Origin of the sequence: Microcoleus sp. LAD1_D3, assembly GCF_036702135.1 — a bacterium.
In the GTDB taxonomy this organism is placed as follows: Bacteria; Cyanobacteriota; Cyanobacteriia; order Cyanobacteriales; family Microcoleaceae; genus Microcoleus.
In genome coordinates this window covers 1-18759 of record NZ_JAUBSB010000042.1, presented here as the reverse complement: position 1 = coordinate 18759, position 18759 = coordinate 1, and the positions used below count along the sequence as shown (strand labels likewise).

The following is an 18759-nucleotide window of genomic DNA, read 5'->3' as shown; positions in this document are numbered from 1 at the left end:
CATCAGTCGGATAATTTGCTGTAGCTGGGCTGCCAAGTTGCAACCACTTGGTGAATGGCAATGCTCGCAGCCCCGATCGAGTATTGGCGTTCATCAGCCCCCATCGCCAAATTTTCTGCATGGATAAAGGAGACATCCGTTATGCCAATAAAGTCAAATATTGCCTGCAAGTAGGGTTCTTGAAAATCGAGCGGTTCCCCCGCATAACTTCCGCCCCGCGTTGTAATCACCAACGCTTTTTTATCTTTCAACAATCCTTCGTAGCCATCTGCACCTACAATAAACGTCCGCCTCACCCGCACAACTTAATCGATGTATGCCTTGAAGTTTGCAGGTACGCTGTAGTTGTACATAGGAACACCGAAGACAAAGATATCTGCTGCCAGCAGTTCATTAATCAACTCATCCGAAATCATCAGGGCAGCTTCCAACGATCGCGTGAGTCGATCGTCCGGGCTGAATGCTGCGGCAATCCAGGCTTCGTCGATCGGTGGAACTGGGTGTCGTCCCAAATCGCGATATGTAATCGCATCTTCTGGATGCAACTGTTTCCACAGGTCAACGAATTGCTTTGTCAAAGCACGGGAAATAGAGCGATCGCCTCTTGGACTTGAGTCCAAATGCAAAATGTGTGCCATTTTAAGAATCCCCATTTTATTTGCTGATACAGTCCGTTTCAACTTGCTGCTGAGGGTTTGTTAAGGTGATTAGACCAATCGTTTCTCTTGCTTGAATCTTTGGTAGACAGCAATCAGTAAGGCATTACCGATCGCCAAAATGGCTCCAAACCCGACGAGGGTATTGACAACACCAAAGCGATCAGAGAAGAAGCCAATTAGAACTACGGGAATGCCGTAGCCTAAATAGGCGCAGACAAAATATCCAGAAGTGACTCTCGCAGCTTGAGCGCCACCCAACCGCACCACATCAGCCAATCCACCCAGGTAGGTGAACCCGTAGCACGCAGTTCCCGCGATCGCCACCCCAGCCAACACCAAACTCAAGCTACCGAGCCACGCTCCGCAGGTGAAGGTGAGATAGCCCAAGACAAGCAATACAGCGCCAATTTGCAGCGATCGTCGCGCTTCCAACCGCCGAGCAACGGGTTGAAACAGAACCCCCGCGATTACGATGATGAATAACATCGGCCCCGACCAGTTCGGCAATCCGTATTGCGCTAATTGGGCAGGTAAAATGATACCGACGATGCCAGCCAGCGACCATGCCAAGGCGATCGCCAGCCCAGACCAAATTGCCCCCGGTGGAAAGCTAGGCAACCGAATCAATGTTCCTGAAGTAGTGGGCTGTTCGGGGATGCCGATCGCTAAACCAATACAGCCAAGAATTAGAATGAAGACGACCCAATAGCTGAACGGCACCAGTGAATTACTGTAGGACAGCACAGCATTCGTAAATAGAGCACCGCTGGAGAATCCCAAAGAGGTAGTTAAGCTGACGTAAACGGCAACCTTGGTAGCGTTTTGTGGCATCAGAGCCGATAGATATGCCGTTCCGGTTCCAGTAATTAAGCCAACGGCAATTCCTTGCAGAACTCGTGTGACAAACAACGTGTAGATATTTGGTTGAGCGATCGTCAAAAACGTTGCGACACAAGCAAATAGCAAACTCGCTAGAATTACAGTTTTGCGTCCAATCCGGTCAGAAACTCCACCCAGCAGAATCAGCGTGGGTAGTAACCCTGCGACGTAAGTTGAGAAGGCGATCGCGGAGATACCGCTGCCAAAACCTGCCATCTTGGCATAGGTGCCATACAGTGGAATTTGCAAGTTCGCTGCATGGGTGATGAGAAAAATGGCTACCGCCACAATCAGTACCGATCGTTTCATTGTTCATTCCCTGGGGTGGAAGTCAGTAACATAAAGCAGCCAATAGCGATCGTAAATTTCATCGTTCAGGCTCTTGAATGACAGGTTACATTCATCAAAAAAGATTGAGCTTTGCATCAGCAACTCAACAGTTGCAGCAAAATTTGACTTTTTCGCTTGCTGATGAGAAATATGGCAACTGTATCGCTGCAATTGTTTGATATTTCTCAATAAAAATCTTTATAAACTAACTTTATAGGCTGGAATCAACGCTGTCTTGCACGTTCTTTCGATTTTGGACACATTCTTACTGACTTTTGAGAAATGCTTTAGGGGTGACTCCGACCAGTCGTTTGAAGTGACGACTGAGATGGCTTTGATGGGTAAAGCCAAGCGTATGAGCAACTTCTGCGATCGTTAGTTCCCCTTGCAACAGCAATTTCTTGGCACGTTCTATCCTGCACTGGATCACATATTGATGGGGGGCAAGTCCAGTTGACTGTTTGAATAAACTTGAAAAATAGCTCGGACTCATCTGCACAATTGCCGCGAGTTCCGCAAGGGCTAAGTCTTGGTCAAGATGCTGATGAATATAGTCAATTATTTGCCGTAGTCTTCTTTTTGGTAATGCGGTGATACCTGTTTGAGCAATCGGCTTTTGGGCCCAATAGTGCCGCAATAAATGAGTCATGAGGGCAGCAGTCAGCGAGTCCACATAGAGACGACTGCCAACTGGGCTAAACTCAAGTTCTGACTTAAGTGCAACCCCAATACTGTGAATCAGCGGATCGGGCTTGCTGAAGTTGGGAATAAATTCAACATCGGCAACATCAGTTAGATCGAAGGTATAACGCGCAAACGTACTTGGCTCAAAACTTAGGGTAATGAATTCATACTCTGTGTTCCAACAAGCTGAATTGAGTACATTAGCCGGAACAACCGTCACATCTCCATAACTAAACTGCTTAGTTTGGAAGCGATGCTCGATCATCTCCTCGACTAATGGAGGCGAAGGGCTGCGATCGTGGATGATAATGCGATGCTGCTTAGAATAATTCTCAGCAAGTTTATGGGGTTGATGTCGGTGATATTGAAGTTGAATCCCGTCCCATCCCGATCGATCGCTAGAAAGCAGCGGTGGTTCAGGATAAAGCTTCAGAACATTGTCCTTCTGAGCAAAGTCAACAACCAAGATATCTGAGGCTACCATTGCTTGCTTTACTGCTATACAAAACTTGGCTAAACTTATTTTTCAAGAAAAAGCTTTAGAATAATCATATACATCCAGGTTGACTTTGTAAAGCTTTTTCTTTAACTTGTTTGCTATGAAGACCAATAAGCCAGCAGAATCAACCAGCGTTCGGACTCGGCGGGCGCTCGTCCAATTGCTCAAACAAGAGGGCCCGACGGATGCGGGAACCCTCGCCTCCCACTTCAATATCACGGCGATGGCGGTGCGGCAGCATCTCTATGCTTTGCAGAAAGAAGGATTAGTCACTTACCAGGAAGAATCTCGTCGAGTGGGTCGTCCTGCTAAACTGTGGCAACTTACACCCGCCGCCGATCGCTTCTTCCCCGATCGCTATGCCGAGTTAACGCTGGGTTTAATTAACTCCATGAAAGTGGCATTCGGTGAGGCAGGAATCGCTCGGCTGCTGGAGGTCAGAACTCGCGAACAGATTCAGACATATCAGGCGATCGTGCCTGATGACGCTTCACTTCAGCAGCGGCTAGAAGCGTTAGCACAGCAGCGAACCGAGGAAGGCTACATGGCAGAAGTTGTAGCTCAAACCGATGGCACTTTTCTACTGTCCGAAAAGCATTGTCCCATTTGTGCGGTGGCGACTACCTGTACAGGCTTGTGTCGGATGGAGTTAGAAATTTTTCAAGCTGCGTTGGGTGAAGATGTGATGATCGAGCGCATTGAACATATTTTGGCGGGCGATCTGCGCTGCGTTTATCGGGTGGCTCTGGTAACAGCTTCAACTCAAACAGGACTAAAGCCTGCGCGTCACACTTAAATCAATAAGTCCTAAGTAATTAAGCGATTTTGAGGTTGGTTGTTGAGATCAAAGCGCCCAAGCGCAACTACAAACCTTGAAAGCCACAAAAAAATCAAGTCCGCGCAGGCGGACACAAGCTTGTGTAGCGCAGATTTCAAGAGACTATTGGTTAATCAACAAGGGGTTTCACCACTCACCCCTAAAAATGGTGGTTCTTGACTAAATTTTTAATTGACCATATAGCTGTTAACTACCAATAGCTAACGCAAATGCTGCGTTCCAGAGGGGATGGGTAACACCCCCCGCTAATTCGCCAACAGTCTCTTTCTATCTGGCGCTAATTTTTGCAAAGGCTCAATTTCCGGCCAGCATCGCTTTTTGTCCATCAGGCGAAGTTGCATAACCCAAGAAATCCTTAACTGCTTGGCTAGGAGGGTTTTTGTAGGCGTAGTACAACTGCCGCTTGTAAGGATAGTTACCAGCATCAGGCGTCGCACCGTTGACGGGAACAACGCGCACCGTTTTCTGATTTACTACTTGAGCGAAAGTCGCATAGCCAATACCGTTATTGCCTAAAGCTTGCAACAGGGGAGTTGTCGCATCTCGATCGAGCGTGGTAATATTTGGCGCAGTCCCAAACTCCCCACCTCCGAGCACTTGTTCTTTAAACGTTTGGTGAGTGCCGCTAACTGCCGGTCGATTTATCACTTTAATCGGGCCTGCCGGGCCACCGACTTTCGACCAGTCTTGAGCAGTTCCCTTGAAGATATCTTGAACTTGAGCCGAGGTTAAACCTCCTGTGAAGGGGTTGTTCGCGCCAACTACAAGGGCGATCGTATCTAGGGCAACAGGCACCGCTGCTAAACCCTGACCTTGTTCTTGAGCCGTCAAAGGTCGCGATACCGCTGCAATATCGGCTGTTCCCGCCACCAAATCTTGAATTCCCTTTGCAGAACCATTTGCTTTGGTATCGACTGTCGTGCCGGAAAACTTGCCTTGAAAGCCGTTCTTGAGGTTCTGATTGATTGTCACCATGCTGGTAGAACCGTCAATTCTCACGGCCGTGCCCGCAGGTACGGAAGCTGGAAGCGCAAAAGAAGTAGCTGCAACAGGCGAAGCACCGCCGACTACTGGCGCTACTGGAGGCAGATTGGAACTGCCACCTGCGGAGGGTGTGGCACTGGGTGTATTATTAGCATCCTGTGCTGCTGGTTTGTTGAGAAAAAAGAACCAACCGCCACCGGCGAGCAACAGAAATAACAGAATAAAAACTATGGGGGGAGGCCCGCTCTTAGCCATAAAATTCTCCTTAGCTGGGAAGTTCTTTGTTGTTGGAGTCGTCTAACATTTGCAGCCTGCGATTAACTTCATCGTCTAAGGTCATATTTTCTAATTCTGCCTGAAGTCTTTCTTGGGGATTCTCAGATATTTCTGCTAAAGCTTGCTGTTCGAGGTGGTGGTTGTGGACGGCGTTTTTGGCTTGCTCAAATTGCGATCGAGCTGAATCGATACTGAGGTCGTTGTTGACTTGGGATATGGCTCGGAGGGCTTCGTTAATCTCGGCCATATCTTTCATATTTTGCATATCGGTTTTGTAGGCTTCCAGCTTCATCCGTTCTCGATTTAGCTTATCTTTGGAAGCGTTCACAAACTGTTCGGCTTGTTTTACTTGGGATTCATACTGCGGCAGAATTTGTTCTATCTGAATTACTTTCGACATTGCCAAGCGGGCTGCTTCTTCGTTGCCGTTGCGCTGGGCTGTGATGGCTTGGCGCTCTACGGTTTGCATTTCCCTAACTTTTTCTTCATATTTCGTTTTGGCGCGCTGGTAGGCTGCAACTTGGGTAGAGACTGCTGCTGCCAATTTTTGTACGGATTCTTGCATCGATCGCAGCGACTCTTCGGCTACCGCCACCGCCACCGGGCCGCCGGATTCTACGGGCAGTCCCCACATCCAGTTCCAGGCACCTACTATGGTTCTGCCTGCCTTGTCGCCCATCAACCAGTAAAGAACTTTTTTCATATAAACACCAGATAAGCTTGGTTTTTACGCCTAGTTTACATCAGGATTTGTCGATCGCCCCCAAGAGTCGATCGATATCTACATTTTTGATAAAAATTTTCTAAATGCCTGAATCGTCTATCCCCAAGTTGCACAACAGGCAATATTCGGATTTGCCTGTTGTGCTATTTGTTTTTCGGCAATCTTCGGGCCAATTAACTCTAAATTTTATAACCTGCCGTTTAATAACAGGCTAAAAATAGATTAAGCGGGTAAATCTGCAAAACTGCTAACATTTACCAGCGCTAAATCTGGAGTTGTCCGTTTGATCAAACCTGTGAGAACTTTGCCGGGGCCAATTTCCACTACGCGATCGATTCCTTGTTGCGGCAGTTGCAGGGAAATTTCTCGCCACCGCACGCCTTTAGTCATCTGCTGAGTCAACCGCTGCTTTAAAGTGGCTGCGCTGGTAGTGGCTGACGGTTCTGCGTTCGAGAGCACCAGCATTTTCGCATCGGAAAACCTTGCAGACTTTAAAGCTAGTTGAAACTCTGCCGCCACCCCGGCCATCAGGGGAGAGTGAAACGCACCGGAAACATTCAATTTAACCGCGCGTTTGACTTTGATTTTGGCAAGCAAATCTTCTACTGCTGCGGGCGTTCCAGAAATCACGACTTGTGCTTCGCTGTTGTCGTTTGCCAGCACTACGTCTCGGCTGTATTGAATTTGCAATTCTAGTTCCTGCCTGTCGAACCCGATCAAAGCCACCATTTGCCCGCCGGAGGCGGTGTCCATGAGTTCGGCGCGACGTTTGACTAAGCGCAAGCCGGTTTCAAAGTCAAAGACGCCTGCTGCGTAGAGAGCAACGTATTCTCCTAAACTGTGACCGGCAACCACTGCTGGTCGATCGCTTTTTTCTCGCATTAAGTCGGTCAAAATACTTTCTACTACGAACAAGCAAGGCTGGGTGTAGAGAGTCCGAGATAGTTTTGCTTCTTCTTTTTGGCAAACTTCCGCGACAGACCAACCTAAAATTTCTTTAGCGAGCTCAAATTTGGCTTTGGCTGTTGGCAAGTTTAATAAGTCTGCACCCATCCCGATCGCCTGGGAACCTTGTCCGGGAAATACCCATGCTGTTTTAGTCATTTTTCCGGTAATCTGCTAATTGGTGGTTGCTAATTGGTGATTGCAAAAATTCTTTCTTTCCCGCTTCTAAGTTCGCTCGCTGGTATCCGCTATCTTTCGGTTAACGAACTATCTACTCGCGACTCACAATTATAACATAATAATTGCGCTTTTTACGAGGTTTATATTTTTTTTGCTACTTTAATCAGATTAATAGCCGTAACAAAATTTTCCACCTTTAAGCCAGGAAAAGTCGATCGAAGAATAGAGAATTTTTAATCTCAGGGCGCGCTTGTCAAGAACTCCTGTCCTCCGGGGGTGCAGCCGTACACCTTACCCTGTGTGTATAGCGTGTTAAAGGATTTGTATTTATCAAGGGTCGAAATCCCGACCATCACCTGGGCAAGTTTACAGTCGGGAAATATCACCTTCCCCATTGAAAAATAGTCGCCCCCCAAGTTAAACCTGCACCGAAACCAGCCGCAGCAATAGTATCGCCCGCTTTAACTTTACCCAGACGCACGGCTTCGTCTAAGGCAAGGGGAATTGAAGCCGCTGAGGTATTGCCGTAATTCGCCAAATTGCTGATTACTTTTTCGGGGGGAATCTTTAGCCTTTGGGCAACTGCATCCAGAATCCGCTGATTGGCTTGGTGCAACAGCAGCCAGTCAATTTCAGCAACGTTGATATTTGCCCGAAACATAGCTTTTTCTATGACTTCCGGCACTTTTTTCACGGCAAAACGATAGATTTCTTGACCATTCATTGTGATGGGATGAAATCCACCCACTGCGACGCTAACGCCCTCAATTAATTCTTTTGACTCGGCTTTGTAGGCCAAATTGAGAGACGAATTTTGCGTGCCGTCGCTGCGAATTTCAAATCCCAAAAAGCGATCGACTTCTGAAGCTTGCAAGACCACCGCTCCTGCACCGTCTCCAAATAGAATGCAAGTACCGCGATCCGACCAATTCACCCACCGAGATAAAATATCGGCTCCGATCAGCAAAACATTTTGATAAACCCCTGTCCGAATGAACTGCGAGGCTGTAACTAAACCAAAAATAAAGCCCGAACAAGCTGCTGTCAAATCAAAAGCCACAGCTTTTGTTGCGCCCAATTGATATTGAATTTTACTTGCAGTGCCAAACAAATCGTCAGGACTGGAAGTCGCCAAAATAATCAAATCAATATCTGTCGGCGAAATTTCTGCCATTGCGATCGCCTGAAGCGATGCCTCCGACGCTAAATCGCATAAAGAAGTGCGATCGTCCGCCAGCCTGCGGGAGCGAATGCCCGTCCGCGCCCCAATCCACTCGTCATTCGTTTCTACTATCTGACTCAAACCGTTATTATCAAGCGAAACCTGCGGTGTACAAGAACCGCTACCCGTGACGGCAATGCCGAACCCTGATTGCTGCAACATTCCTCTCCATTTACTCGCTGTTCCATCTAGAAATTAAAAATTAAAAACTACCAATTAAAATTATTTTTTAAACAGCTGAAATTACTTTTTTTTAAGCAAAACAGTTGGTTTAAGCTGACATTTTTAATTTTACATTTTTAATTTTTAATTCCTACTTACTGCCTCTAATTCACAGCTTCTTGTTCCAGAGCGCTTTGTTGATTGGACGATCGAATTCGCTCCAGCACTTGGTTGTCAACAGCCTCCTTCGCCAAACGAATGGCATTGAAAATTGAAGCAGCTTGAGACGAACCGTGGCTGATAATGCAAACTCCAGCAACGCCCAACAGCAAACCGCCGCCGTGTTCAACGTGGTCTACCCGCTGCTTGAATCCTTGCAAGCTTTTTTGCAGCATAGGGTCGTTAATTTGATGTTGGAGTCCTTTGACCAACTCTTCCTTAAGCACCTGGACTACGACTTCGCCCACCGCTTCGGCAAACTTCAACAACACGTTGCCGACAAACCCGTCGCAGACAATCACGTCCAACTTCCCCGACAGCACGTCGCGGCCTTCGGCATTGCCCACAAAAGGAATGTTCGGGTTGTCCACCAATAACTGGTGAGTTCGCACGGCTGCATCGTTGCCTTTAGAAGGTTCTTCGCCAATGTTGAGCAGGCCGATTTTAGGTTCGGTGACGCCCAGCACGCACTGGCTGTAAATAGTTCCCATAAGAGCGAACTGCTCCAAAAATTTGGGGCGGCAGTCCACGTTAGCGCCGACATCGAGAATGAGTACAGAGGTGCCCGGTACCATTGTCGGCAAAACCGCACCGATCGCAGGGCGATCGATTCCGGGGAGCCTGCCCAACCTGAGCAGGGCAGCAGCCATTGCCGCGCCGGAGTGACCGGCGGACACCACAGCATCAGCTTGCTGCTGCTTTACCAAGTTCATCGCTACGTTAATCGAAGCGTTGGGCTTGCGTTTGAGGGCACTCAAAGGTTCTTCGTGCATTTCCACCGCTCCTTCAGAAGGAACGATTTCTAGCTGACCTGTAGAGACGCGGCCGATCGCGTCTTGTTGCCGGAGCGAGTCTTCTATTTGCTGTGGGTCGCCCACGAGCAAAATCTCTACGCCTAATTCTTCTTGTGCCTTAAGCGCTCCAGCTACAACTTGGGCGGGGGCATGATCCCCACCCATAGCGTCTATTGCAATTCTTGCGCGTGTCGATCCCATTGACCAATGTTTGAGAAACACTAAAAATTCTACCAGGAAGTCAGGAGCGTGAATCCAGAAGTCTGAATAAAGAATTACAATTGGCGATCGCCCGATCGGACAATTGTTATTTCCGACTACTGTGATAGAGCTTATGTTGTCCCTACTTTACTATTTTTGACTGCAAATTGAAAAAATCAATGAAATAGTTTACATGACCGCAAGCACTTTAGTCCGGGAACCCCGGATTCATCCGTGGAGCGAGAAAAAAGCTCCCATCGTCATCACTTGCCCCCGGATTTATCAGTGGGAGCGCTTTCTTCAATCTGAAATCTAAAATCTAAAATCTAAAATCTAAAATCGATTGACTTTAGGAGTAAAAAATGCTGGATTTATTTAGCTCAGGGATGATGTCTCTGTGGCTGGACATGGCTGGGGTAGGCACTGTCGCGCCTAATGCTGCGTCAGTGCTGGCTTGGCGGGGAGGGATACCCGGGTTAGTGGTCGCCGAAGATTTGGCTTTTGGGCGAATAAATGCGGCAAATCCAGACTTGCCCGCAGAAGCAACGGTGCGGGAATATTTAAAAGACTTAAAAGACAAGAACCTGATTGATGGGAATCAGGGAATATGGGTGCAAGCGGGAATGGTGCCACTGATAAGTCAGCAGGGGACAGTGCTGATGCCTGGGGCTTCGCTAACTAAGATTGCGACTTCTCTGGCGTCCCTGGAGACTTGGGGCGCGGATTATCAGTTTGAAACGCGCTTCCTAGCAACGGGACCGATTAGCAATGGTGTATTGCAGGGAGATTTGGTGGTCAGCGGCGGGGGCGATCCGCTGTTTGTGTGGGAGGAGGCGATCGCCGTTGGCAATGCTCTCAATCAAATGGGTATAGATCGGGTGGCGGGCAATTTGGTGGTGACAGGCAATTTCCGCATGAATTACGAGTCCGATCCTTTGGTGGCGGGGGATATACTGCGGCAAGCCCTCGACGGGAGCAGTTGGCCACAGGACGTGGTGGCAATGTATTCTAAGATGGCTCCGGGAACTAGAAAGCCGCAAGTAACTGTTACCGGCAGCGTGATTGCTGAGAAATTTGTGAGTTCGGGGCGTTTGCTGCTGAAGCGCCGATCGCTCCCTTTAGCGGAAATTCTCAAGCAGATGAACGTCCACAGCGATAATGAAATGGCTCAGATGCTGGCCGACGATTTGGGCGGGGCAAACATAGTGCAGCAGCAAGCGACTTGGGCTGCCGGGGTGCCGGAGGAGGAACTTCAATTAGTTAACGGTTCGGGACTGGGAGTGGAAAATCGGATGTCTCCGAGGGCGGCTTGTGGGATGATGCAGGCGATCGCCCGCAACCTTCAGACTACTGGGCTGACGATTGCTGACTTGTTTCCGGTGTCCGGGCGCGATAAAGGCACTGTGGAACACCGGCACATTCCGCGATCGGCTGTGGTGAAAACAGGTAGTTTGGACACCGTGATTGCTTTGGCTGGAGCCATACCCACGCGCGATCGGGGTTTAGTCTGGTTTGCAATTATTAATCGCGGCACCGATTGGGACTCTTTGAGAGAACAGCAAGATATATTTTTGCAAAAATTGGTGGCTCAGTGGGGAACTGCATTGACTTTGCCACTAGCTATTACACCGCACATTGACGGCGCCAGACCTGCCTTGGGGGCAGCAAATCGCAGCGAGATTTTGCTGGGAGGTTAAGAAATAGGGGTTGAGTTGGGGTTCCCACAAAGACGGCTGACATAATAGCTTAGAATTGAAACACGACTATTCTGCAAGAAGATGATCAAACTGCGATTGAAGAGATACGGGAAAAAACGCGAGACAAGCTACCGGATTGTAGCGATGAACAGTTCTACCCGCCGCGACGGCCGTCCCCTAGAAGAGCTCGGCTATTACAACCCCAGAAATAACGAAACCAGGCTGGATGTTCCAGCGATTGTCAAGCGCCTGCAAGACGGCGCTCAGCCAACTGACACTGTGCGTGACATCCTGAGAAAAGCCCATGTATTTGAACAAGTCGGAGCCGGAGCCAACGTTGAATCCAGCACAACAGCAGTCAGCTAGTCCCAACTACGCTGGACTGGTTAAGTTTTTAATTGGGCCTTTTTTAGAGACCCCAGGCTCTTTGCGGGTTGATTGCGAACTGCACCCCCGCCAATCGCGGGTCTGGGTTAGGCTCGCTTTTGAAGATCCCGACAAAGGCCGGGTTTACGGTAGGGGCGGACGCAATATTCAGGCCATTAGAACTACGCTCGAAGCGGTGGCGCAGACGGCGGGTCAGTCGCTCTACTTAGACATATACGATGGCGAAGCGGGCGATCGTGGCTCCTCGCCGCCCAGGGGCGATCGCCCAGATCGGCCGGATCGCGACCGCCCGGATCGCGACCGCCCGGATCGCGACCGCCCGGATCGTGGCTCGCGCGAGCCGCGAGGCGACTTCCGACCCCGGACGCCGCCTCCGTCGCCGAGTCCCTTGGCTAGCAGAACTCCGAGAGAACAACCTCGCCGTACTAACACACCTACGTTTAGAACGAGCAGAAATACTCCCGGTTATTAACTGCATATCCCCAAAACAATTTTAGATTTTAGATTGCCTGTTGTAAACTTTGTATTACAAGCCCCGCTTGATTTGAAATTGCCGATTTTGCGATCGGCCACAAATGTAAAATTTAAAATTTCCAATCAAGCGGGTGAGGTACATCTAAAATCTAAAATCTAAAGTTGCCTGACTTGATAGAAAGGAGATTTGATTTGTATTTCAAGCACCAAACTCATTTGGCAACTAAATCTAAAAGACGCCTTAGATACTAGGTAAAACCTAGTAAGGGGCGTTTTTTTGTCTGCAACAAGTGACCGATTTAACTGTTAATTGTTAACTTTAATAATTGCTTATTTGGAGGGAGCTTATGTTGGCATGACTGAAAAATTAACAATAGAGTTGCCGAGCACTCAAAGCGCGATGTCGCTCTCGGGTCATCAAGAAGAAAACCTGAAAATTATCTCTAAGCAAACCGGCGCTATGCTGGTAATGCGAGGGCAAGAACTGCTGATTTCCGGCACAAAAAGTCAAGTAGAATTGTGTCATAAATTAGTGCTATCGCTCTCCGACTATTGGAAATCCGGCAAAAATATTACCGGAGTTGAAATCCAGACGGCGCGCCAAGCTTTGGATAACAACCGCCAAGGCGATTTACAAGACTTGCAGCGAGACGTTCTCGCCAGAACCCGCCGCGGCGAAGAAATTAGAGCCAAAACCTTCAAACAGCGGCAATACGTCCAAGCAGTACGCACGCACGACCTGACATTTTGCATTGGCCCCGCTGGTACTGGCAAAACATTTCTAGCAGCTATTTTCGCCGTGCAGGCGCTGTTGAGCAAGCAGTACGAACGGCTGATTTTAACAAGACCAGCCGTGGAAGCTGGCGAAAAATTAGGGTTTTTGCCGGGAGATTTGCAGCAAAAAGTTGATCCCTATTTGCGCCCGCTTTACGACGCCCTGCAAGAAATGATCGACCCTGAAAAGATGGCCGATTTAATGGAAAGAGGCTTGATCGAAGTAGCTCCTTTAGCTTATATGCGGGGGCGCACTCTCAGCAATGCTTTCGTAATTTTGGACGAAGCTCAAAATACGACGCCTGCTCAAATGAAAATGGTGTTGACTCGTCTGGGCTTTCGATCGAGAATGGTAGTAACGGGCGATATCACTCAAACAGATTTGCCGCCAAACCAACAGTCGGGATTGTCAGTCGCCCAAAACATTCTACGTAACGTTGAGGGCATTGCTTTCTGTGAATTTTCTCAAGCGGATGTGGTGCGACATCCTCTAGTGCAGCGGATTGTCGCTGCTTACGAACTGCACGAAACATGAAGGAAGAGGAAAGAAGGAAGAAGGAAGGCTTTAGTTATCTATGAGAGAAGGAAGAAGGAAAAATTATCTTTTTTTTATCTAATTCCTTTTCCTACTTCCTAACTCCCATTTGATTCTTATCGATTTAATCCAAAATCCACAATCTACAATCCAAAATTGATATGACTGCGACTCTGAAAGAATTCTTAGAAGCTTGCGAACAATTGGGAACGCTGCGTTTAATCGTGACTAGCAGCGCGGCGGTGCTGGAAGTGCGCGGTTCAATTCACAAGCTGTTTTATGCGGAGTTGCCGAAGGGTAAGTATGCCAATATGCACGCCGAAATATTTGAGTTTCACCTGAATATGGACAAAATAAAACAGGTGAAGTTTGAAACTGGTGAGGCAAAAAGAGGAAATTTCACTACTTATGCAATCCGTTTTCTGGACGAACAAAATGAGGCTGCTTTGAGCGCGTTTTTGCAGTGGGGAAAGCCGGGGGAATACGAACTAGGACAGGTGGAAAATTGGCACGAATTGAAGGAAAAATACGGGGAGGTTTGGGAACCGGCACCTGTTGAGGCGCTTTAAAAAATAGGCTTGTCCACCTTTGAATTGCATATTGGGGGCGGGTTGATGCCCAACCCCTACTCCCCTCAAGCAGAACATTTATTTTTGTGCAACAGGCATCTTGCCTGTTTATGAAAATGGTATAAAATAGGATGTTTAACTGATTTGTTGTCTAATTTTTGAATTAATGAACCGCAGAGGGCGCAGAGAACGCCAAGAAGAGAGAAAGAAGAGAAAGAGAAATATCAGGTTAGTTGTTTGAATGTAATTGGGTATGAAGGTAATTTGGGGTTTTTGTCTAGTTTTGGCGGTACTGCTGTGGGGTGGCGTTGCGAGAGGGGGGGTTTTGGGCGATCGCATATCAAGTTTTCCCAATTGGGAAAGCAAGCCTCCTATCGCTGTAGCTAAGGGAGATTTGGTATATCCGGACTGGATGGCGGGGAATTGGAATGTTGCGAGCACTTTGGTAGATTTAGCCGCTCCTTTAGCGCCAAATATTGTCACGCCAGGGTTTGAAAACAACCGCCAGTATTTGCAGCAGCCGGTATTATTTAAAGTACGATTTCAACCTGAAAAAAATCTTGGTTTTATTTATAAAAATACATCTAAAAAAGCTACAAAGATTGTAGCCGATCGCACTTTTAACGGTTTGAATATTGCCAAGGCTTATTTAGGCGATCGTGGCGTACTTTCGGTGAAAGTCGATCCGACCAATCCCAACCGCCAAATTACTGTTTTGAAAGGGGAACGCCAATTAATTTCGATTGTTACCAGTCGGGGAACTGAGACGCCGAATCCTGGCGAGTTTGTGTCTACAGAGATTTCTCAGCAAATTTTTCGGGGAGAGTCTGATATTTATTTAAATGAGGTGGAAACAACAACGGCTTATCAAGTTTTTGGAGGCGGGAAAAATGGCGATTTTGCGAGTAAAAGAATTGAGGCCGATCAGGTGACAGCGATTTATTTGTCGCCGCAAGACCCGGATTATTTTGCTGCTGGGGGGCATCCTGTAGCGTTGTACCGATATCGGTTGGAGTTGGTGCGGGCATAATTAAGTTGTCATCTCGATCTACCTAGCAACGATCGACTTTGTTCGGCCCTGTCTCTCCTTACATCAGCTTTGCTAATAACCCTCATCAGTTTAACTGTCGCTATGTTGGGAGTTGCTGGTGTCTTCGGTGGTTCTTTGTTCTCCGCCATGCACGGTTCTTTGGTAACATCTTCCTTGTGACAGTGACGAGTGGTGGAATTGATACGCGGGAAATCTATCGTCGGGTGGGTGTGCAGGAGGTTTGGTTTTGGGAGGATGGTGTAATTTCGGTTTATTGTTTGCGTCCAACGGGATATGAGTTGGTGAGTAAGAGTGAACTGTTGCCGGAGTTGGATTTGCGATCGATCGAGTTCTATTCGCGTATGGCAGACCAATATGATGCTGTGAATGCTTTTATGCGATCGATGTAGAATAGAAAAGAGTAATTCGGTGGCTTAATTGCGTTGCGATCGGGTGAAATTACCCCTAGCTTATATAAGATTTAACTTGCACTGAATATATGCTTTGAATACGGGATTGAGAAGAAACATCGATCGCGTTCCTACTAACACTTTTTCCACTAAGCCGCGTCGCGCTAAAGATTGTATGGCTTGCCAAAATTCTGGTTGGGATAATTCACTATCAGTAGCTTTTCGGGAAATATCTACAGTTTCATTTTTAGTGGCTAACCAGTATAACGCCTTTTTTTCTGAGTCTGATAAACGCTCTAGGTGAGATTCTAAGATGGGTTGTAAGTCACCTAAGAATAAATCATTTACATCGGATAAAAACAGGGAAACGCTACCATCAAATAACTCCCAAATAGTTGCAGCAATGATATTTAGCCAGGAAGGATGACCTTGATAAAGGGCGATCAAGTCTGACCATTTTTCCTCATCGACTAATCCTTTTTGTTGGAAAATTTCTGCGGCTTCTTCTCCTAAACCTTTGAGGTGTAAGCTTCGCGTGGAGAGGTTTTCGGCTTCTAAATTCGCGATTTCTTTGGGTTTTTCCCAACTGAGGAGGATTAAACAACTCTGATGAGAGGATGTGGCAATTTGTTTAAAAAATTTGCCATAGTCTTCATAGCCTGCTAAATATTGACCTGCTAATTGACTGCTACTAAAAATATTCTGTACGTCATCAAGAATTACTAGACAGCGAGAAGATCGGAAATAATCGATGATTGTGGGTAATGGGGGTTGTTGCGATCGCCCAAAAAATTGCTTGAGTTCGGTTTGGAGGGTTGAAAGTGCCGGAGTGTTGGTGAGGCTTAACCAAATAATATAATCAAATTCGGTTTGAATTTGTTCGATGAGTTTGAGGGCGATCGCGCTTTTGCCAATTCCGCTTAAGCCGTAGACGGTAATCAAGCGGGTGTGGGCTTGTAAAATCCATTGTTTGAGGGTGGAGAGTTCTGAAGTGCGATCGTAAAAGTAAGGGAGTTCGGGTGCGTCTGTTAAATCGATTATGGGCGATCGATCTTGATTTTGGGGAGATTCAGGGGGAAAGGGCGAGCGAGTTTTTGTATCTTCATTAGTTTGTACAAATTCATTACAAATATTAATATTGCCTTTTACACATTGAACAAAATTAGAAACTTGAGAAATACTATATTTTTTTTCTACTTTAGAACGAAAATTAAATTTATTAAGGTCTTCTCCTAATTCCTCACGCAACTTTTCCCATAACTTAGCCGCTTCTTTTTTAACGTGAGATTCACTACACTTAAACTCTTTAGCTATTTGAGGATATTTTTGCCTTTGCCAAACACCCGTCAGTATTGCTTCCTGTAGGGGTGTAAGATGTTCTCCGGTTTTATTAAAAATCGAATTATTCGCCCATTGTACAACATCTTCAACATTCATGGGTCAGCGTTGAGTGAGGTTGATTGTACTATATCCTACTAAATCCTACTTTGTCAAGTAAATTTTACCAAATTATACTAAATTGGTTCAGGATGGTTATAAAAATTGGATGCTAAATCCGACCGTTTTGAGTTGTCATATTTGATCGAAAGTATTGCGAAATAAAATCATATAATCTGCTATAATAATTCTATCTATAGTTTTCCTCATATCTATATAGTGTGCGTAATTTCTGTAAATAGAAGCTCTAACGATCATGGAAGTTATCACAAAATTTTACCAACCTTGGCTTGAGAAATGGCGCAACCATCGCTTTCAAGCTATTCTGTTAATATGTTTCTTCCTTTGGACACCGCTCCTAGTTGTGGAAACTTTGCAGGTTCAAAATTCCTGTCATCCCATGATTGATTGGTCTAAGGAGTTACCACCAGAATGCCAATTTAAACAACCTAAGCAGCTCAAAGTTGTTAATAAACCTGTGATTACCGAGACCAAAGTTTCCCCTCCGGCGAAGAAACCTGATTGGGTTCAGAAGCCATCGGAAAAAACTCCTCCTCCAGGGGAGGAGCAACCCAACAAACCGATTCAGGAATCATTAAAAGAAATTGAAGAATCTGCCAAACAGCATCCCGATATTACGGGAGCAACTATTGGAATTGTTTTTGCCACTGGTGCAGCTATCGCTAATGCACCCTTAGTTGTTACTGTAGGAATTGGCATTGCTCTGTGGTTAGCTATCAGAACAGCTCTTTCTCTTTAGAAAGCTAAATCAAAGTCTTGTCTAACTTACTCACCATACCTTTAAGCAGCAATTTACTGAAAATGGAACCTGTTTCTAATCAATCTCAACAATCTTCCAACCTAGCGCATAGTCCCTTAAATAGTGAGTCGCAAGTTGTTCCTTCTGGCACTGAGCAAATTCAGCAAAATTCAAACAGCCCAGAACCCCCATCGTTCTCTTTAAGCTTTTTAGGCTCGCAAATTTCAGTCGGTAAATGGGCTGTGCTGGGAATTGTAGTAGTTGCTACTGCGTGTACATTTTTTCTCTTAACTAAAGGAAGCGAATTTTGCTTTTTCAGCACTTGTACTACGACCGATTCTACGGCATCTATTGCTATTAATTTTTGGGGAACTTTAGGAGGTGCAGCAACTCTAATAATCCTCACAAACGTGCTTGGTGTCCCGCTCATTCCTGCTGTTGCTGTGGCAATGGGAATTTGGTTCTTGATGCAAATTTCACTTCATTAGTTTTTGACATTTTAAATCACTTGCATAATATGAATCTCGTCGAACTCGCTCAGGTTTCTAAATCATTCTATAAAGGGTTTGGCGTTTCTCAAGTCCTTAAAAATATCAATCTAACTGTAAAGCAAAACGATTTCATTGTTTTGCGCGGTGAAAATGGCTCTGGTAAGTCTACATTACTTAATCTAATTATAGGAGTCTTAAAACCTAGTAGTGGGCAGATTAAACTTATGGGACTTCCCCCAGATAACTCTTCTTCTAAAATTGGTTTGGGGGTAGTTTTGCAGGACACTCAAGTTCCCCGAAAAGTCAAAGTCAAAGAATTAGTTAATCTCTTGCGAAGCTATTACCCCAACCCTCTTTCCAGCGAAGATATCCTGAATAAAGTTAGTCTCGCACACAAGGAAGATGCTTGGGCGACTGATTTATCTGGGGGGCAAAAGCAGCGACTTTACTTTGCCCTAGCTTTGGCAGGAAATCCTCAACTTCTCATCCTTGACGAGCCAACGAGGAACTTAGACGATAAAGGCTAAGCTGTTGTACCTTTAAATAGGGTATAATAAAAATTAAGTTTAGTCAATTTTTACAAAAATGCCAGCCAAAAA

At 46.4% G+C, this 18759-nt stretch carries 19 protein-coding genes and 1 pseudogene; 11 read left to right on the top strand and 9 right to left on the bottom strand.

All coding sequences use genetic code 11. From position 1 onward, the window contains the following. Window positions 1–2 precede the first annotated feature (2 nt). The 3 genes and pseudogenes from QUA74_RS20990 to QUA74_RS20980 form a co-directional block, all read right to left on the bottom strand. Window positions 3–638, bottom strand: a pseudogene (locus QUA74_RS20990) (FMN-dependent NADH-azoreductase). A 69-nt stretch (window positions 639–707) separates the two neighbouring features. After that, a complete protein-coding gene (locus QUA74_RS20985; RefSeq protein WP_333333129.1) occupies window positions 708–1847 on the bottom strand; it encodes an MFS transporter in 1140 nt (379 codons plus the stop codon). 286 nt (window positions 1848–2133) lie between these two features. Continuing rightward, window positions 2134–3036 carry an AraC family transcriptional regulator gene (locus QUA74_RS20980; RefSeq protein ID WP_333333127.1) on the bottom strand — a complete coding sequence of 301 codons (903 nt, stop codon included), beginning with the start codon at window positions 3034–3036 and terminating at the stop codon, window positions 2134–2136. Window positions 3037–3151: 115 nt separating this feature from the next. Between QUA74_RS20980 and QUA74_RS20975 the strand changes: the two genes are divergently transcribed. Then, on the top strand, window positions 3152–3847 hold the full coding sequence (locus tag QUA74_RS20975; RefSeq protein ID WP_333333125.1) for a metalloregulator ArsR/SmtB family transcription factor: 696 nt from the start codon (window positions 3152–3154) through the stop codon (window positions 3845–3847). A gap of 336 nt (window positions 3848–4183) precedes the next feature. Here QUA74_RS20975 and QUA74_RS20970 read toward each other — a convergent pair whose 3' ends face one another. The 5 genes from QUA74_RS20970 to plsX all read right to left on the bottom strand — a co-directional run bounded on the left by QUA74_RS20970 (window position 4184) and on the right by plsX (window position 9596). Next, window positions 4184–5128, bottom strand: coding sequence for a phosphate ABC transporter substrate-binding protein (locus QUA74_RS20970; RefSeq protein ID WP_333333123.1), 945 nt, complete (start codon window positions 5126–5128; stop codon window positions 4184–4186). A gap of 10 nt (window positions 5129–5138) precedes the next feature. Further along, window positions 5139–5852: a PspA/IM30 family protein gene (locus QUA74_RS20965; RefSeq protein ID WP_333333121.1), complete on the bottom strand. Its 714-nt coding sequence runs from the start codon at window positions 5850–5852 to the stop codon at window positions 5139–5141. A gap of 243 nt (window positions 5853–6095) precedes the next feature. Then, a complete protein-coding gene (fabD, locus tag QUA74_RS20960) occupies window positions 6096–6977 on the bottom strand; it encodes an ACP S-malonyltransferase (protein WP_333333119.1) in 882 nt (293 codons plus the stop codon). A gap of 403 nt (window positions 6978–7380) precedes the next feature. Continuing rightward, window positions 7381–8382 (bottom strand): beta-ketoacyl-ACP synthase III, encoded by a 1002-nt coding sequence (locus QUA74_RS20955; protein ID WP_333333117.1) that lies wholly within the window; start codon window positions 8380–8382, stop codon window positions 7381–7383. 164 nt (window positions 8383–8546) lie between these two features. Continuing rightward, window positions 8547–9596, bottom strand: coding sequence for a phosphate acyltransferase PlsX (gene plsX, locus QUA74_RS20950; protein ID WP_333333115.1), 1050 nt, complete (start codon window positions 9594–9596; stop codon window positions 8547–8549). 362 nt (window positions 9597–9958) lie between these two features. Between plsX and QUA74_RS20945 the strand changes: the two genes are divergently transcribed. From QUA74_RS20945 to QUA74_RS20915, 7 genes are all read left to right on the top strand, one after another. Beyond that, window positions 9959–11293 (top strand): D-alanyl-D-alanine carboxypeptidase, encoded by a 1335-nt coding sequence (locus QUA74_RS20945; protein WP_333333113.1) that lies wholly within the window; start codon window positions 9959–9961, stop codon window positions 11291–11293. An 81-nt stretch (window positions 11294–11374) separates the two neighbouring features. Beyond that, on the top strand, window positions 11375–11659 hold the full coding sequence (gene rpsP / locus QUA74_RS20940; protein ID WP_333048223.1) for a 30S ribosomal protein S16: 285 nt from the start codon (window positions 11375–11377) through the stop codon (window positions 11657–11659). Then, a complete protein-coding gene (locus QUA74_RS20935) occupies window positions 11631–12152 on the top strand; it encodes a KH domain-containing protein (RefSeq protein ID WP_333333110.1) in 522 nt (173 codons plus the stop codon). Before rpsP ends, QUA74_RS20935 begins: the two co-directional genes overlap by 29 nt. 357 nt (window positions 12153–12509) lie before the next feature. After that, window positions 12510–13463, top strand: a complete 954-nt coding sequence (locus QUA74_RS20930) for a PhoH family protein (protein ID WP_333333108.1) — start codon at window positions 12510–12512, stop codon at window positions 13461–13463. A 161-nt stretch (window positions 13464–13624) separates the two neighbouring features. After that, entirely contained in the window at window positions 13625–14032 is a 408-nt protein-coding gene (locus tag QUA74_RS20925; protein ID WP_333333106.1) for a ChuX/HutX family heme-like substrate-binding protein, read from the top strand. A gap of 253 nt (window positions 14033–14285) precedes the next feature. Then, window positions 14286–15062, top strand: coding sequence for a DUF6816 family protein (locus tag QUA74_RS20920; RefSeq protein WP_333333104.1), 777 nt, complete (start codon window positions 14286–14288; stop codon window positions 15060–15062). Between the two features lie 176 nt (window positions 15063–15238). Continuing rightward, entirely contained in the window at window positions 15239–15472 is a 234-nt protein-coding gene (locus tag QUA74_RS20915) for a hypothetical protein (RefSeq protein ID WP_333333102.1), read from the top strand. 60 nt (window positions 15473–15532) lie between these two features. Here QUA74_RS20915 and QUA74_RS20910 read toward each other — a convergent pair whose 3' ends face one another. Further along, window positions 15533–16909 (bottom strand): ATP-binding protein, encoded by a 1377-nt coding sequence (locus QUA74_RS20910; RefSeq protein ID WP_333333099.1) that lies wholly within the window; start codon window positions 16907–16909, stop codon window positions 15533–15535. Window positions 16910–17165: 256 nt separating this feature from the next. On the opposite strand from QUA74_RS20910, the gene QUA74_RS20905 reads away from it, so the two are divergent. From QUA74_RS20905 to QUA74_RS20895, 3 genes are read left to right on the top strand one after another with little or no spacing between them, the layout of a single operon-like run. Continuing rightward, entirely contained in the window at window positions 17166–17669 is a 504-nt protein-coding gene (locus QUA74_RS20905; RefSeq protein ID WP_333333097.1) for a hypothetical protein, read from the top strand. 17 nt (window positions 17670–17686) lie between these two features. After that, window positions 17687–18157, top strand: a complete 471-nt coding sequence (locus tag QUA74_RS20900) for a hypothetical protein (protein ID WP_333333096.1) — start codon at window positions 17687–17689, stop codon at window positions 18155–18157. Window positions 18158–18186: 29 nt separating this feature from the next. Further along, entirely contained in the window at window positions 18187–18687 is a 501-nt protein-coding gene (locus QUA74_RS20895) for an ABC transporter ATP-binding protein (protein ID WP_333333094.1), read from the top strand. The last annotated feature ends 72 nt before the right edge of the window (window positions 18688–18759 follow it).